This is a genomic window from Streptomyces chrestomyceticus JCM 4735 (genome assembly GCF_003865135.1).
Taxonomy (GTDB): Bacteria; Actinomycetota; Actinomycetes; order Streptomycetales; family Streptomycetaceae; genus Streptomyces; species Streptomyces chrestomyceticus.
This window is the reverse complement of the sequence record NZ_BHZC01000001.1, coordinates 2,252,240-2,268,389: the sequence shown is the minus strand read 5'-3', so window position 1 is coordinate 2,268,389 and position 16,150 is coordinate 2,252,240. Positions and strand designations below refer to the sequence as shown.

The following is a 16,150-nucleotide window of genomic DNA, read 5'->3' as shown; positions in this document are numbered from 1 at the left end:
AGCACAGGCCGCCCGCGACGGGCGGACGAGGGGAGCGACGACATGAAGATCTACCAGCCCATGCTGTTCGTGGGGCTGGGCGGCACCGGCGCCCGCATCGGCGCCGAACTGGAGCGGAACCTGCGCCGCGAACTGTGCGGCCCGGACGGTACCGACCTGGTCGGCCGCGGCAAGCAACGGGTCCCCTTCCAACTGCCGGACTGCCTGCAGTTCGTGTACGCCGACTTCAGCGAGGCCGAACTGGACCGGCTGCCGCACCTGAGCGCCCGCGGCCCGGAGGCGGCGGCGTTCGCCCGTACCTCCCGGGCCGTGCACAACCTGCTGCCCACCTACGACAACTCACCCGAGATGACCCGGATGCTGCGCATCGCACAGCACGAAGAGACCGTGGGCTGGCTGCCGCCCCGGGTCGACGAACCCCGGGTCTCCCCGCTGCACACCGGCGCCGGACAACTGCCCACCGTCGGCCGGGCCGCGCTCTTCGCCACCCTGCGCAACGGCCCCGACCAGGTGCTCGGCCCGCTGCGCGCGGCCATCGACGCGCTCAGCAAGTCGGCGGGCGACCTCCAGGAGCTGGGCGGCGGCCAGATCCGCGGCTACGACGTGTTCGTGGCGTTCTCCGTCGCGGGCGGCACCGGCGCCGGCATCTTCTACGACTTCCTGCACCTGCTCGGGCACGCCTTCCACTCGGTGAACCTGCCCGGCGCGAAGATCTACCCGCTGGTCGTGATGCCGTCGGCGTTCCCGCCGGAGGCCGGCGGCGGCCGGGAGGCCGAACTGAACGCCGCGCGCGCCCTGGTGGACCTCTCGCACCTGGTCGACGACCAGAACGCGGCGGACGCCACCGCCGACCTCGGCGACGTGGAGCAGCGCGGCTCGCTGAGCGTGAAGTACCCCGACATGGTGCCGGTCAGCCTGCGCACCTCCACCGTCCAGACGGCGTTCCTCTTCAGCCGTACCGCCGGGATGCGCTCCGACGACCTGCGCCGCTCCATCACCGCCATGGTGACCTCGCTGATCGGCACCGACCTGGGCGAGGAGAACGGCCGCGGGCGCGCCGACGACGCCTACCAGTCCTTCGCCGCCAGCTTCGTCAACCGAGGGGCCAGCCGGTCGGCGGCCGCCGCCACCGGCATCGGCCTGCAGGGCATGTCCACCAGCCTCGCGGCCTCCATGACCGTCCCCGTCGACGAACTCGCCGAGATCGTCGCCGCCCGGATGCTGGCCTGTGCCGTACGCGGTCTGCTGGACCGCGCCCGCCAGGGCGGCGAGGACCACCGCGGCCTCGTCGTCGAGGCGTTCAAGGAGTCCGGCATCGAGGACGTGTGGGTCCGGGAGCCGCGGCCGGTGCAGGAGCCCGACCAGGTGCCCAGGGGCGCACGGGCGATCACCCAGGAGCTGAGCGACCGGCGCGCCAACATGAAGCACCAGTTGCGCGCGCTCGACAAGGACCTCGCCCGCCGCACGGTGGAGAGCGCGGAGCGCTTCAACCCGCGCCGCGGCCTGCTCCATCTGCTCAAGGAGCACGACCCGTTCCGGCTGGAGCGGGTGTTCCTCGGCAACCCCGGCGACCGCGACCGGGTGGCCCGGGAGGGCTTCTCGGGGATGCTGGACAACCGGCGCAACCGCCCCGACCGCCCCGAAGGGGTGGGGGCCGACGCGCCGCAGGTGCCGCGGATCGGCCGCCGGATGGCCGGCGTGGTGCCCGCGCGCTGGGGCGACCCCGAGGTGGAGAACGCCGTCCAGGAGCAGGACGCCTGGTACCGCTGGGCGACCAACCGGACGTGGCACGAGCGGTGGAAGGCGCAGGAGCCCCGCTGGCGGCCGGTCGCCGACCGGACCCTGAAGGAACTCTCCGCGCTGGTCCGGGCCTTCCGCGACCACGAGGAGGGGGAGAACGGGCTGTTCCGCGAGCGGCGCCGGGAGCTGTACCGCGAGGACCGTACGGGCGTCTCGTACCTCCTCCCGCCGCAGAACTCCCTCGACGCGTTCTACGACGACGTACTGACCCGCCTCCTCCAGCGCGAGGGCATCCCGGACAGCCAGGACGAGGCCGCGCTGCTCGTCCGCATCGTCGAACCGCGGCACTGGGAACGCGCCCTGGAAGCCGTCCAGCGCTCGCCGCGCGCCGTCGTCAAGGAGGTCAAGCAGGTCCTGGAGGGCCGGATCAAGAAGCTGTTCGGCGAGGCCGGCGTGCACCACGAGCGACCCCTGCTGCCGTCCCTCGGCGACCTCCTCGCGGCGGCCTCCGGGGACGAGGAGGCCGCCGACGCGGTCGACGAGAAGTGGCTGGAGCAGTTCCGCTCCCAGCTCGCCGGGCTGCTGCCGGCCGGCTTCACCCCGGACGGCACCGGCAAGCTCAAGACGCTCATCGTCCGCCCGCAGACCAAGGCCAAGGGCAGCGTGGACCGCTTCCTGGAACAGTCGCTGCTGCTGCCGCGCGACGAGAACCGGCTGCCGCCCGAATTCCGTGCCGTGGTCACCGAGTCGATCACCGTCGTGCTGTTCCGCAGCGAGATGAGCCTGACCGACATCTCCGAGGTACGGCAGGTACTGCGCCTGTGGGGCCGGGCCAGGGACCGGGAGGGCCGTGAGGACCACCTCCAGTGGCGCCAGCGCACCGGCTACCGCGACTCCTGGCTGGCCAGCACGGAGAGCGACCGGCAACGGGTACTGCAGCGCATGCTGAGCGCCATGTGGAACGGGCGCGTCGAGGTCAACGGCGACCCGCTCTCCCCGGAGAGCGTCTGCTTCCGGCTGCGCGGCGGCGACTCGGCCACCATGACCCTCGCCCTCCAGCCGTACGACCGGGACGTCTCCAGTTGGTCCGACCTGCTGCGGGCGTACGAGCGCTGGGCGCTGCTGGACGCCGGGTCGGCGGTCAAGGACTTCTGCTCGGTGCTGATGGAGGCCCTGCCGGAAGGGCTGAGCACCACCCCCAGGGAGCCGGACCGGCTGTTCTGGACCTTCCTGCGCCGGGTGGCCCCGGCGGAGGCGGCCCGGCTGCGGCAGCGCGCCCAGGACCTGAACGAGGACGAGCAGGACTGGATCGAGCCGCTGCTCCACTTCTGGACCACGACCCTGGACGGCGCCCTGGACCTGCGCTTCCCCAGGAGCCTGCGGGCCAACCGGCCCTCGCTGCGCGCCCTGGCCCAGGCACAGGCCCAGTTGCGGGAGACCGGCAGCGCCGCGTCGCGCCTGCGCCAGGCCAACGGCCACGACCCGGCCGGTGATCCGCGTACCCGGCAGACCCAGCCGTACGAACCGGATCCGCACGAGCCACCGCCCCGCCGGACGCAGGATCCGCAGGACCTGCCGCCCCGCCGTACGCAGGACCCGCACGAGCCCCGCGCGAAGGATCTGCACGGGTCGCGGCCGGGGGACCGGCACGGGGCGCAGGCGAGAGACCCGCACGGGCCGCAGGCGAAGCCCGCCGGCGCGGCCCGCCCGGAGGAGGCCGAGGACGACCTGTGGGCCGACCCGTGGGACGAGGAGCCGAGGGAGGAGGACCTGCTGTGAGCGCCCGCACCGCCGCACCGGTCGTCACCCTCGACCTGCGGACCGGCCACACCGGCCTGGACGGCGCGGACGGCCTGCACCGGGCCGTCCGCACCGCGCTGGGCGGCGGCGCCCCCGCCCAGGAGGCCGAACGCTTCCTGCTCGTGGACACCGCCCCCGGACTCGCCCGCCACCAGCGCGTCTACGAACAGGTCCTCACCTACGGCACCGGCCACGCGCTCTGCGTCGCGGTCGGCGCCCCGCCCGCGGAACCGGGGGACGGCGTCGCGGTGCCGCCCGCGCCGACGCCCTGGGCCCTGGACCGCCCCTCACCGCTGCGCCCGCCCGCCGTCGGCGTGCTGTGGATCCTCGACCCGCACTGCGGCACGGTGGCCGACCCCACCCCGGACGAGGACGACGGCGCGCTGCGCCCGCTGCTCGAACTCCTCGCCGTCCCCGAGGTGTTCGACGCCGTGCTGAACGCGGTGGCGGGACTGCCCGACGGCGTGGCCGTACCCGCCCTGCGCGTCCTGGAGCACGACCTCTCGCACACGGCCCGCGACCGGGTCTGGCGGCAGGCGCTGGCCGGCCTGGTCGGCCAGGACGACCCCGGCGGCCGGATCGCGGTCACCGACCCGGAGGCGGGCGGGGTGCCCGCCGTCCTGGCGCCGCTGGTCGGCGCCGGGACGCCCAAGCCCGTGCACAGCAAGGAGTGGCGGCGGCCGGGCGGCGAGGCCGACGAGCGTTACGTGGCCTGCGAGTCGGCGCTGCTGGAGGCCGAGTACGCGTACGGGCGGCAGCGCGGCGCGGGTGGTCTGCTGCGCGGCGCTGCCGGGGACGTGGACCTCGCCGAGAGCCTCGGCGTGGCCGCGGCGGAACTGACCGCGTACCGCGAGACCGTCGCCGAGACCCTGCGCGACGGGGACGGCGTCGGCCTCCCCCCGGAACAGCGCCGGCGGCTGTACGAGCGTGGCGTCCACCTGCCCCGCGTGCCGGAGGCCGACCGCGAACGCATCGGCCCCGGCCTGCGCGACTACACCCAGGGCCTGCTGGCGCAGCGGCTGCCGCTGCGCTCGACGGCCGCCCGGCTCGGCGCGGTGGCCGACCTGGCCACGCCCACCGGCAGCGCGGCCCGCCTCGGGCGGCTCGACGAGCTGTGCCCGGCCGGTCTGCCCCGGCGGATGGCCGGGCCCCGGCCGTTCGAGGTGCGCGGCGCGGCCGTCGCGGAACTGGCGGGCGGCTGCGCGGTCGCCGCCGCGGCCGGTCTGTGGCCGGGCCCCGGCTGGGTGCTGGGACCGCTGGCGGCGCTGGCCGCCGCCGGACTGACCACGCTCGCCCTGGCCCGCCGTCCCGGGCGCACCGGGGACGGGCACCTCGACGGCGGCGGACAGTCGGGCGCCCTGGCGCAGGCGGGCGCCGGAATGCTCGGCGCGGCCGCCGGTATCACCCTCGGCCAGGTGCTCGCGGTGCCCGCGTGGCTCGGGCTGAGCACCCTGCTGGTGGCGCTGATCGTGCTGCCGCTGCTGGCGGTGCGCCGCTGGACCGAAGCCCTGGACGCGTGGTGGGCGGCGGGCGGCGGCTCCGAGGGGCGGGACGTCCTGGACTCCCTCGACGGGCTGCTGGCCGACGCCGTCACCCACGACTGGCTGCTCGCGGACGCCCGCCTGTACTGCGCCGACGGCGCGCGGGCGGTGGCCGGGATGATCCGCCGGGCGGCGGCCGCCGCGGAGGGCCGCGATCCGGTACCCGTGACGGCGGAGCGCGACGGCGGCCCGGCGCGGAACGCGGGCCCGCCCGCCGACGACCTGCTGGACGACGACTGGTTCGGCCCGTCGTACGACCGGAGCACCGGGGTGTCGGGCTCGTACGACTCCTTCGAGAGCGCCGGCCCCCGGTACGACGACACCACGGTCCAGGGGTGGGACGACTGGGACGACTGGGACGGGGAACCGGAGCCCGGCGGCGGACCGGCCGCGGGCCGCGACACGCCCTGGCGCGACCCGCTCGCCGACACGGTGCCGCCGCCCCGGGAACCGGACAGCGCCCCCGCGGCCCGTCCCGCCGGCCCGGCCGCACCGCCGCCCGACGACGTCCCCGTGCCCTGGCTGGAGCGCGAAGCGGGCGACGGCGGGCCCGAACTGGTCGCCACCCTCGTCGGCGACCTCGCCGACGGCATCGCCGGGCTCCTGGACCCGTACTGGGGCGCCATCGAACGGGACCCCGGCGCGGCCACCGCCCTGCCCCTCGACCGCGAGGTACGGGCCCTGATCGACGACGAGACCGCGCGGCTGGCCCGGGACGGCGTCGCCGCCGCCCCGGCGTTCGCCCGTGACCCGGCGTCCCGGCCGGACCCGGCCGTGCTGCTCGGCCTGGCACCCGACCGGGTCGCGCGCATCCTCCGGGAACACGGCGACGGCACCGGCACCGTGCCGCTCTGCGCGGCCGAACACCGCCGGCTGCTCTCCCGCGACCGGTACGCGGGACGCGGGGTGTGCTTCGCCCCGGACGTGACCCGGCACGCCGAGGACCCGCTGGGCGCCGACGACATGGTGTGGACCCCGGCCGGCCGGTACGCGGGCGTCTTCCGGCTGCTGCCGCTGCGTACCGGCTCGGTGCGCACGGTCCGGCTGCGCGGCGGCACCACCGGGCCGGAACTGCCCGCGAACGCGAACGAATGAGGGGACGTCATGGACGAGTGGGCGGACCGGCGGAACGCGGTACGGGCGCCTGACCGCGCGCCGGACGACGGCACCACGCCCGAGGACGGGGTGCCCGGGCCGGCCGCCGCGCGGGGTGGCCGGCCGGCCCGCGACCGCGTGGAACTGGCCTTCTTCACCGACGAGGGCGCACCCGCCCGGCTGTCGGCGGCCTACTGGGGCGACCTGCCGCCCGGACAGCAGCGGCACGGGCTGCGCGCCCGGCCGATGACGCTGGGCGAGGACTGGCGGGTGATGCAGTACCGCCTCGCGCACACCGTGCGCGGCGACCACCGGGCCCGCGACCGGCTGGAGGCGGAGGTGGGCGTCGGCCTCGCCGTGCGCCGGGCGTTCGGCGACGCCCCGTACCACCAGCTCTTCGCCCGGCTCGGCGGCTACCACCTGGACGTACGGGAGCCGTTCGTCTTCTACGAACCCGCGCGCGGCCGTCCGCTGGCGGCGCTCGCGGGCCGGGCCACGGTCAAGGAGCAGGAGCGCATCCGCAGCGAACTGGTGCTGGCCGTCCGGCTGCTGGAGGCCGTGGACGTCGTGCACCGCGGGCTGACCCCGCACTCCGTACGGTGGGACGGCCGCCACGTCCGGCTGCCCGAGCCCTGTCTGGCCACCCGCGCCGGACACCCCCGCGAGGCGCTGGGCGAGGCGCCCTGGGCCCCTCCGGAGCAGCGCGCCGGGCACGGCACCGCGGACCCGCGCGACGACCTGTGGAGTGTGGCCCAACTGATGTACCACCTGGTCACCGGCCGCGAAGGGGAGCCGGACGGGCCGCCGCGCGACCTGGCGCGGCTGCCCGCGCTCGGCGTGCTGGCCACCGCCTTCGCGCCCAGGGCGGCGGAGCGCGGCCACCCCGTCGAGGTGCTGCGGATGCTCAACCGGCAGGACCCGCTGCAGAGCCGCCCCCTGCCGGCCGACTCCCTGGAGCCGGGACGTCGCGCCTTCGACGAGGAACTCGCGCGCAAGAGAACGGAGTTGGGGTTGAACGGCGACCAGGAGGCGGCGGCAGGACCCGGCGGCCGGGCGCCGGGCCGCGGGCTGCGCGCCCTGTTCGGCACCGGCCGTACGGGCACGGGAGGGCGCCGGTGAGCACGCCAGAAGAAGAGCCCGGCGCCCGGCGCGTGCTGTGCCCGTACTGCCTCGACAAGATCCGCTACGACGAGAAGCAGTTGTTCGTCCGGAACGACGAGAACAAGTTCGTCCCCCTCGGCCTGGAGAAGGAGGGAACCAACAAGCTGCGCCGCGACGACGCCGTGCGCGAGGCGTTCCACAAGTGCGGGAACTCGGCGAAGATGCACGACCACTACCTGCCCGCCCCCTACTTCACCAACGGCGAGCCGCTGACCGTGGCCCTGGTCGGCAGCTCCCGCGCCGGCAAGACCCATCTGCTCGCCTCGATGATCGGCGAGGTGGAGCGCGGCGCGCTGGACGTCCACGGCCTCAAGGCCACCCCGCTGCACACCGAGTCGCACCGCTCCTATCTCGACCAGCGGGTGCTCAAGCTGCGGGCCGGCGAGATGCTGGCGCACACCGAGCAGACGGACTTCGCGGAGTTCGCCGACGGGCTGCTGGTCGGCGGGGGCGGCACGGCCCGCCCCCGGCCCGTGGTCTTCTTCGACCTGTCGGGCGAGGACCTGGAACGCACCGGCCGGGTGACCCGGTTCCTCGCCGCCGTCGACGCGTTCCTCTTCGTGGTCGACCCGCTGCGCGCGCTGCCGCTGCCGTACCTGGACGCGGTACGCGAACGCACCAAGCAGCGCACCGACGACCTCGGCGACCGCTCGTTCGGCACCGTGCTGGACCGGGTGCCGCGCGACGGACGGCCGTACGTGGACAAGGCGGCCGCGGTGGTCGTCGGCAAGAGCGACCTGATCCGCTTCGAGCCGGCCGTGGCGCGCTGGCTGACCGCGCCCGAGAGCGCCCGGCCGACGGCCCGGGCCCTGCGCGAGGAGAGCCGCGACGTGTACGCCTTCCTGCGCCACCACGGCGGGCCCGCCTGGCTCAAGCCGTTCAGCGACTGCGCCCGGTGCACCCTGCACTTCGCGTCGGCCACCGGCGGCCAGGAGGACGCGGGCGGCTTCCCCCAGGGCGTACGGCCGAGGCGGGTGCTCTCCCCGCTGCTGTCGATCTTCGCGATGTGCGGGCTCCTGCCGGGAGCCGATTCCCAGGAGGTGGGACTGTGAGCGGGACCGACGCGCCGGTGCACCAGATCGTCTTCCGCTGGGACGCGGACCTCGCCGTCGGCGGCGCGGGCGTCGGCCCGGTCGCCTGGTCGGGCAACCGGGACGGGCTGGGGCCCATCTACCGCAAGGTCGCCACGCTGCTCAGCGTGCCCGGCGACGGGGCCCGCGAGAGCCTGGCCCGGGTGGAGCTGCGGGGCGAGCGCGGGGCCGAGAGTTCGGTCCTGCTGATCCGCCGCATCCCCGGCCAGGACCACGGCGGCCGCCCCACCACCTGTTCCCACGCGCTGCTGGGCAGCCCGTCCGTGCTGACGCCCGGCCGCTGCCTGGGCCTGCACACCTGGCGCTGGGAGGGCAGCGGCATCGACCTGCTGGCGGTCGAGGGGCGGTCCCTGGAGTGCGTACCCGCCCAGGCGCTGCGGGCGGCCACCGAACGGGCGGCACCGGAACTCACCGAGCGGGCCGGGCAGTTCAGGGACGAACTGACGGCGGTGCTCGCCGGGCGCCTGCGCGAGCCGCGGCAGCGGCTGTCCGTGCTGAACCGCACCGGCGGCGACGCACCGGTCCACGTCCTGTGGGCGCTGCGGAACCTGGCCGGCCGGGCGCTGCCCGGCTGGTCGTTCGCCACCCACGACACCCGGGACAGCGGACCGTTCCGCTACGTCTTCGTCCCGAGCTGGCCCGTGTCGGCCACACAGGACCAGCAGGTGACCCGCCTGGACCCCGCCCGGCCGAGCCGCGGTGACGGCCGGGACGGCCGTTCGCCGGACCACGGCGACCCGGTGGGGGAGGCCGCCGCCCGGCTGGCCGAGCACTACATGGAGATCCGCCACCATCCCGGCGCGCTGCGGGAGACCCGCGGCGCACTGGCCGAGCGGCACGTCTTCGAGGAGGAACGCCTCGACGAGCGGGTGCGCCTGGTGCACGAGGCGCTGAAGTGGCTCAGCCACGCCGGGGACCACCGCCGTACCCGCAAGGGCCGGACGGCCGAGCCCCGGGAGCCGCTGTACGACCGGGCCCGGGAGGAGCAGCGGTACGACAGCGGGGGGTACGGCGGCCAGACGTACGACGCCGCGGTGTTCGACAACATGCGGCAGGATCAGGGCCAGGGCCAGGGGCGCGGGCAGTCCTATGACCCGTCCTACGACTCGCCCGCCTCGCCTGCCTCATCCGCTTCATCCGGCTCCTCCGGCTCCTCCGGCTCCTCTGCCTCCTCCGCCTCACAGGCTGTCCGGGCCGACGAGGGGCTCGCCCGCGGCGTGAGCGCCCAGGTGCTCGACGGCGTCCTGCGCCGCGACGGCACGGAGGCCGGGGAGTACCTGGCCAACAGCTCGGACCGGGTGCTCCTGGAGGTGCTCGGCGGCGGCCTCCCCGCCCAGCAGGCCGACCGCGTGGCCCGGGTGCTGATCCTCCGGGCTCCGCACCGCTCCGCCGCCGACGCCCAGGAGCTGGGCGAACGGGTCCTCCGGGCGCGGCTGTTCCTCGGCCCGTACGGTGATCGCCGTGCCGAGTACCCGCTCACCGGGCCGGACGGCCAGGGGCGGGTGCACACCGCCGTGCGCCTGTACGACGGGCTGGTGCGCCCGTACGGCGACCAGGGCGAGCTTCCGGGCCTGCTGCGGCAGGTTCTGCCGGACCTGTGGCACGGAGACCGCGGGCTGGGACGCGAGGTGCTGGGGCTCCTTCTCGACGACGGCCGGCCCACCGGTTTCGGGGAGCAGGGCTGGCGGGCGCTGTTCGGAGCCGTGACACACACCGGCCCGTCACACACCGGCCCGCCACACACCGGCACGGCGACGATGGCGGCCGCGCCAGCGCGGGAAGAGCCGCGGCGAGGTGTCCGCGGGTTCGCCGCTCGGAGCGGCGGACGTGGTCTCCGGTCCTACGTACCGGGCTTCCGCGGCGGCCGCGCACCGGACGGCGTACGGGACCCGGAGCGGGACCGGGATCGGGACCGGGACCGGGAAGCGGCCCCGGCCGGCCAGATATGGGTCGGCGCACTCCTCATGGTGGTGGCCGTCGCCATGATCATGATCGCCGTCATCGCCGTGACGAGTTCCTAGGCGGTGCGCCCGCCCGGCGCCGCCCCGGGCCCCGGCCGTACGGCGGCAGCGAAAACCCGTGTCGCGGCCGTTCCGTGACCCTCCGCCGGGGGCCTTCAGCGGCGAAGATGGGGACATGGGATTCCATGTCGACTCCGAGGCCGGGCGGCTGCGCCGCGTCATCCTGCACCGCCCCGATCTGGAGCTGAAGCGACTCACCCCGACCAACAAGGACGCCCTGCTCTTCGACGACGTGCTGTGGGTGCGCCGGGCGCGCGCCGAGCACGACGCCTTCGCGGACATCCTCCGGGACCGGGGCGTCGCGGTGCACCTGTTCACGGACCTGCTGGCCGAGACCCTCCATGTTCCCGAGGCCCGGACGCTCGTCCTGGACCGGGTCTTCCACGAGAAGGAGTACGGGCCGCTGGCCACCGACCACCTGCGGGCCGTCTTCGACGCGATGGCCGTCCCCGAGCTGGTGGAGGCGCTGGTCGGCGGGATGACCAAGCGGGAGTACCTGGCGGCGCACCCGGAGCCCACCTCGGTCCGCTTCCACGTGATGGACCTGGACGACTTCGTGCTGCGCCCGCTGCCCAACCACCTGTTCACCCGCGACACCTCGGCGTGGGTCTACGACGGGGTGTCCGTCAACGCGATGCGCTGGCCGGCCCGGCAGCGTGAGACCGTGCACTACGAGGCGATCTACCGGCACCACAAGCTGTTCCGGGGCGGTGGCTTCAACGTCTGGTCGGAGGGGCAGGCGGCCTATCCGTCGACCATCGAGGGCGGCGACGTGCTGGTGCTCGGCAACGGGGCCGTGCTGATCGGGATGAGCGAGCGGACCACCCCGCAGGCGGTGGAGATGCTGGCGCGCGGTCTGTTCGCGGCGGGGTCGGCCCGGACGATCGTGGCGCTGGACATGCCCAAGCGGCGGGCGTTCATGCACCTGGACACGGTGATGACGATGGTGGACGGCGGAACGTTCACGCAGTACGCGGGGCTGGGGATGCTGCGCTCGTACACGATCGAGCCGGGCGCCGGCGACCAGGAGCTGAAGGTCACCGACCACCCGCCGGAGCACATGCACCGGGCCATGGCGGCGGCGCTGGGCCTGGACGACATCCGGGTGCTGACCGCGACGCAGGACGTGCACGCGGCCGAGCGTGAGCAGTGGGACGACGGGTGCAACGTGCTGGCCGTCGAGCCGGGCGTGGTGGTGGCGTACGAGCGCAACGTCACCACCAACACCTTCCTCCGCAAGCGCGGCATCGAGGTCATTACCATTCCGGGCAGTGAGCTGGGGCGCGGCCGGGGCGGCCCGCGCTGCATGAGCTGCCCCGTGGAACGCGACCCGGTGTAGGGGAGGAGCCGCCCGCGGCGGGGAAGAGTAGGGAAGGGTGCGGCGCCGGTACGGGCCGGCACCGACAGGCCGCCCTGAATAGGGATACGGACCGTCGTATACACTTCCAGTGTCCCGATCGCCGCGACCTAGGAGCCCACCCCATGGCGACAGACCTCAAGGGCCGCCACTTCCTCAAGGAGCTGGACTTCGGCGCCGAGGAGTTCCACGGCCTCGTCGACCTGGCGGCCGAGCTGAAGGCCGCCAAACGCGCGGGCGAGGAGGTCGCGCGCCTGCGGGGCCGCAACATCGCCCTGATCTTCGAGAAGACCTCCACCCGCACCCGCTGCGCCTTCGAGGTCGCCGCCGCGGACCAGGGCGCCTCGACCACCTACCTGGACCCCGCCGGTTCGCAGATCGGGCACAAGGAGTCGGTGAAGGACACCGCCCGGGTCCTCGGCCGGATGTACGACGCCATCGAGTACCGGGGCAGCTCGCAGTCGGTCGTCGAGGACCTGGCCGCGCACGCCGGCGTCCCGGTCTTCAACGGCCTGACCGACGAGTGGCACCCCACCCAGATGCTCGCCGACGTGCTCACGATCAAGGAGCACGCGCCCGGCCGCCCGCTGTCGGAGATCACCCTCGCCTACCTCGGCGACGCCCGCTACAACATGGGCAACTCCTACCTGATCACCGGCGCGCTGCTCGGCATGGACGTACGGATCGTCGCGCCCGAGGGCCTGTGGCCGGACGAGGAGGTCGTCACCCGGGCCAAGGAGCTGGCCGCGCACAGCGGCGCCCGCGTCACCATCACCGCGGACGTGGCCGAGGGCGTGCGCGGCGCGGACTTCGTCGCGACCGACGTCTGGGTCTCGATGGGCGAGCCCAAGGAGGTCTGGGACGAGCGGATCGCGCTGCTCGGCGGCTACGCCGTCACGATGGACGTGCTGCGCGCCACCGGCAACCCGGACGTGAAGTTCCTGCACTGCCTGCCCGCCTTCCACGACCTGGGCACCGCCGTGGGCCAGGAGATCTTCGAGCGGCACGGGCTGACCTCCCTGGAGGTCACCGACGAGGTCTTCGAGTCGGCGCACTCCGTCGTCTTCGACGAGGCGGAGAACCGGCTGCACACGATCAAGGCGGTCCTGGTCGCCACCCTGGCCTGAGGGCCGCCGTCCCGGCCGCGCGGCCCGGCGCCGCGCGGCTCCGTACGCCCGTATTGCATGGCTATACGACCCCATGGGCGATCATGCAGGCATACGGGCTACCATCGAACGGCATCACGGGTACGGGCCCACCGGCCCCGGCCCCGCCCTACGCGGCCCACCCCGCCGCGTGCCGCACCCGGCACCACGCACCACGCTCCACCAGAGATGAGAACCACCCCCATGCCTCCGTCAGGTCCGTCCGGACTGCGCATCAAGTCCCCCGACGTCCTCGTCGCCGAATCCGGCGCGGATCTCGAAGGCCACGGCCTCAAGCGCACCATGGGGCTCTTCCAGCTCGTGTGCTTCGGCATCGGCGCCATCGTCGGCACCGGCATCTTCGTCGGCCTGTCCGACACCGTCGCCCGGTCCGGCCCCGCCGTCCTCGTCTCCTTCGTGCTCGCCGCCGTCACCTGCGTCTTCACCGCCTTCTCCTTCGCGGAGCTGGGCGGCGCGATCCCGGTGTCCGGCAGTTCCTACTCCTACGCGTACGCCACGCTCGGCGAGCGCACCGCGTTCCTCGTCGGCTGGTGCCTGCTGCTGGAGTACGGCGTCTCCGTCTCGGCCGTCGCCGTCGGCTGGGGGCAGTACCTGAACGAGCTGCTGAACAGCCTCGTCGGCTGGCAGTTGCCCGCCGCCCTGTCCAGCCCGCCCGGTGACGGCGGCATCGTCAACGTCCCGGCCGTCGTGGTGATGCTGCTGGCCGCGGTGCTGCTGGTGCGCGGCATCCGGGAGAGCGCCCGCGCGACCGCCGCGATGGCCGTGCTGAAGCTGGGCATCCTGGTCCTGTTCTGCGCCATCGCCTTCACCGCCTTCCAGGACGGCAACCTCACGCCGTTCGCCCCCGAGGGCATCGCCGGCATCACCTCCGGCGCCTCGGTCGCCTTCTTCTCCTACATCGGCTTCGACGCGATCACCACGGCGGGCGAAGAGGTGCGGAACCCGCGCCGGAACATCCCCACCGCGATCATGATCTGCATCGGTCTGGTCACCGTCCTGTACTGCGTGGTCGCGCTCTCCGCCATCGGCGCGCTCTCCGCCGACGAGGTCGGCGACAAGCCCGCGGCCCTGTCGCTCGTCGTCAACCAGGTCACCGGCTCCGCCGTCGGCGGCGGCGTCATCGCCTTCGGCGCGGTCGTCGCCATCGCCTCCGTCGTCCTGGCCGTCATGTACGGACAGACCCGCATCCTGATGTCGATGTCCCGCGACGGGCTCGTCCCGAGGGTCTTCGAGCGGATCTCGCCGAAGACCTCCACCCCGGTGGCGGGCACCTGGATCGTCGCCGTGCTCTTCGCGGTCCCCGCCGCGGTGGTCCCGCTGGACGTCGTGATGAATCTGACGACCATCGGCACGCTCGCGGTGATGGCCGTGGTCAACGTCAGCGTCATGGTGCTCCGCCGCACCCGCCCCGACCTGCCGCGCCGCTTCCGGGTGCCGCTCTTCCCGCTCAGCCCGGTGCTCGGCATCGTCTTCTGCGCCTACCTGATCTACGGGACGGGTCCGGCGACCTGGCTCCAGTTCGCCGGGTTCCTGGTGGTCGGCGCGCTCGTCTACGCGCTGTACGGGCGGCGGAACTCCCGGCTGGGCCGGGGCGGCGCGGAACCCGCCGGCGACGGCCGGGAAGCCGCCGCCGCGGGCCCGCGCGGCACGGTTAGCTGACGGGGGCGCCGAACCACCGCGGCAGCCGGGCCAGCAGCTCCTGCTGGTCCGCGCCGGCCCACGCCACATGGCCGTCCGGCCGCAGCAGCACGGCGGGGACGTCGAGTTCCTCGCTGCCGTCCACGACGTGGTCGACCCGGTCCTCCCAGCCGGACACCGAGAGCCGGCCGGTCCCGTCGAGGAGCAGCCCGCGGCCGTCGTGCATCAGCTCGTAGAGACGGCCCCGCTTCAGCCGTACGTCCCGCAGCCGCCGCCCGAGCAGCGGGTGGTGGCCCGCGCCGAGGTCGTAGCGCACCCCGATCGCGGTGATCTTCTCGATGAGGTACCGGTTCACCTCCTCGAAGTCCATCAGCTCCGCCAGCAGCCGGCGCACCGACCGGGGGCCCGGCTCGGTGGACATCAGCGTCATCTGCGCGCGGGTGGTGTCCAGCACGTCGGCGGCCACCGGGTGCCGCTCGGCCTGGTAGCTGTCCAGCAGCCCTTCCGGTGCCCAGCCGTTGACCACGGCGGCCAGCTTCCAGCCCAGGTTGAACGCGTCCTGCACGCCGAGGTTGAGGCCCTGCCCGCCGGCCGGCGGGTGGACGTGCGCCGCGTCACCGGCCAGCAGCACCCGCCCGTCCCGGTAGCGCTCGGCCTGCCGGGTGGCGTCGCCGAACCGGGACAGCCGGCGCGGCGAGTGCACCCCGAAGTCGGTGCCCGCGACGGCCACCATCCGCCGCTTGAACTCCTCGAAGGCGGGCGGGGCCGTGCGGTCCCCGGCCACCCCCTCGGCGGGCACGAGGACGCGGTACCACCCGTCCCCGAGGGGCATCGCGCCGAAGAGCAACTGGGTCCCGCGGACCTCGGCCGTCACTTCGGCGAGCGTCTCCGGCGTCGCGGTCAGCCGCATCTCGCCCAGCAGCGTCTCGACCCTGGCGGGCTCGCCGGGGAAGCCGATACCCAGCAGCTTGCGCACCGTGCTGCGGCCGCCGTCGCAGCCGACGAGGTAGCGCGAGCGCAGCGGTGCGTCTCCGGCCGCTGTGCCCCCGTCGGCAGGGGACAGCTCGACGGTCACCCCCTCCTCGTCCTGGCTCAGCCCGGCCAGGGCACGGCCGCGCCGGATCTCGACGCCCAGCTCGGTGGCGCGCTCGGTCAGCAGACGCTCGGTGACGGGCTGCGGGATGCCCAGGACGTACCCGTGCGCGGTGTCCATCCGGTCGGGCCACATCCGGCCGATGCCCGCGAAGAAACCGCTCGCCTCGCGCCGGGTGCCGACGGCGAGGAAACGGTCCAGCAGACCGCGCTGGGCCAGCACCTCGATGCTGCGCACGTGCAGACCGAGCGCACGGACGACCTGGGACGGCGCGGTCTCCCGCTCCAGCACGACCACGTGCGCCCCGGCCAGCCGCAGCTCGCAGGCGAGCATCAGTCCGGTCGGCCCGCCGCCGGCCACGATCACGTCGATCACCACAACCACCCGTTCCGCGGAAAACTGCTTCGGGCCGGTGATGGTGCGCCATGGAGGGGGTCTTGTGGCAAG

General features: G+C 74.5%; 9 protein-coding genes. 8 read left to right on the top strand and 1 reads right to left on the bottom strand.

Going from position 1 to position 16,150, the window contains the following annotated elements; translation table 11 throughout:
- Window positions 1–42 precede the first annotated feature (42 nt).
- The 8 genes from EJG53_RS09335 to EJG53_RS09300 all read left to right on the top strand — a co-directional run bounded on the left by EJG53_RS09335 (window position 43) and on the right by EJG53_RS09300 (window position 14,631).
- Window positions 43–3,519, top strand: a complete 3,477-nt coding sequence (locus EJG53_RS09335; RefSeq protein WP_125044474.1) for a tubulin-like doman-containing protein — start codon at window positions 43–45, stop codon at window positions 3,517–3,519.
- A complete protein-coding gene (locus tag EJG53_RS09330; RefSeq protein ID WP_125044473.1) occupies window positions 3,516–6,176 on the top strand; it encodes a hypothetical protein in 2,661 nt (886 codons plus the stop codon). Before EJG53_RS09335 ends, EJG53_RS09330 begins: the two co-directional genes overlap by 4 nt.
- A gap of 9 nt (window positions 6,177–6,185) precedes the next feature.
- Window positions 6,186–7,295: a protein kinase family protein gene (locus EJG53_RS09325; RefSeq protein WP_125044472.1), complete on the top strand. Its 1,110-nt coding sequence runs from the start codon at window positions 6,186–6,188 to the stop codon at window positions 7,293–7,295.
- On the top strand, window positions 7,292–8,389 hold the full coding sequence (locus EJG53_RS09320) for a TRAFAC clade GTPase domain-containing protein (protein ID WP_125044471.1): 1,098 nt from the start codon (window positions 7,292–7,294) through the stop codon (window positions 8,387–8,389). The genes EJG53_RS09325 and EJG53_RS09320 overlap by 4 nt, the downstream gene beginning before the upstream one ends.
- Window positions 8,386–10,449, top strand: a complete 2,064-nt coding sequence (locus EJG53_RS09315) for a hypothetical protein (RefSeq protein ID WP_125044470.1) — start codon at window positions 8,386–8,388, stop codon at window positions 10,447–10,449. The genes EJG53_RS09320 and EJG53_RS09315 overlap by 4 nt, the downstream gene beginning before the upstream one ends.
- Window positions 10,450–10,564: 115 nt before the next feature.
- A complete protein-coding gene (locus EJG53_RS09310) occupies window positions 10,565–11,788 on the top strand; it encodes an arginine deiminase (protein ID WP_125044469.1) in 1,224 nt (407 codons plus the stop codon).
- 143 nt (window positions 11,789–11,931) lie between these two features.
- Window positions 11,932–12,933, top strand: coding sequence for an ornithine carbamoyltransferase (gene argF, locus EJG53_RS09305; protein ID WP_125044468.1), 1,002 nt, complete (start codon window positions 11,932–11,934; stop codon window positions 12,931–12,933).
- Window positions 12,934–13,155: 222 nt separating this feature from the next.
- Window positions 13,156–14,631, top strand: a complete 1,476-nt coding sequence (locus EJG53_RS09300; RefSeq protein ID WP_125044467.1) for an amino acid permease — start codon at window positions 13,156–13,158, stop codon at window positions 14,629–14,631.
- Here the strand turns inward: EJG53_RS09300 and rox are convergent.
- Entirely contained in the window at window positions 14,624–16,078 is a 1,455-nt protein-coding gene (rox, locus tag EJG53_RS09295; protein WP_125044466.1) for a rifampin monooxygenase, read from the bottom strand. The genes EJG53_RS09300 and rox overlap by 8 nt on opposite strands.
- Window positions 16,079–16,150 lie beyond the last annotated feature (72 nt).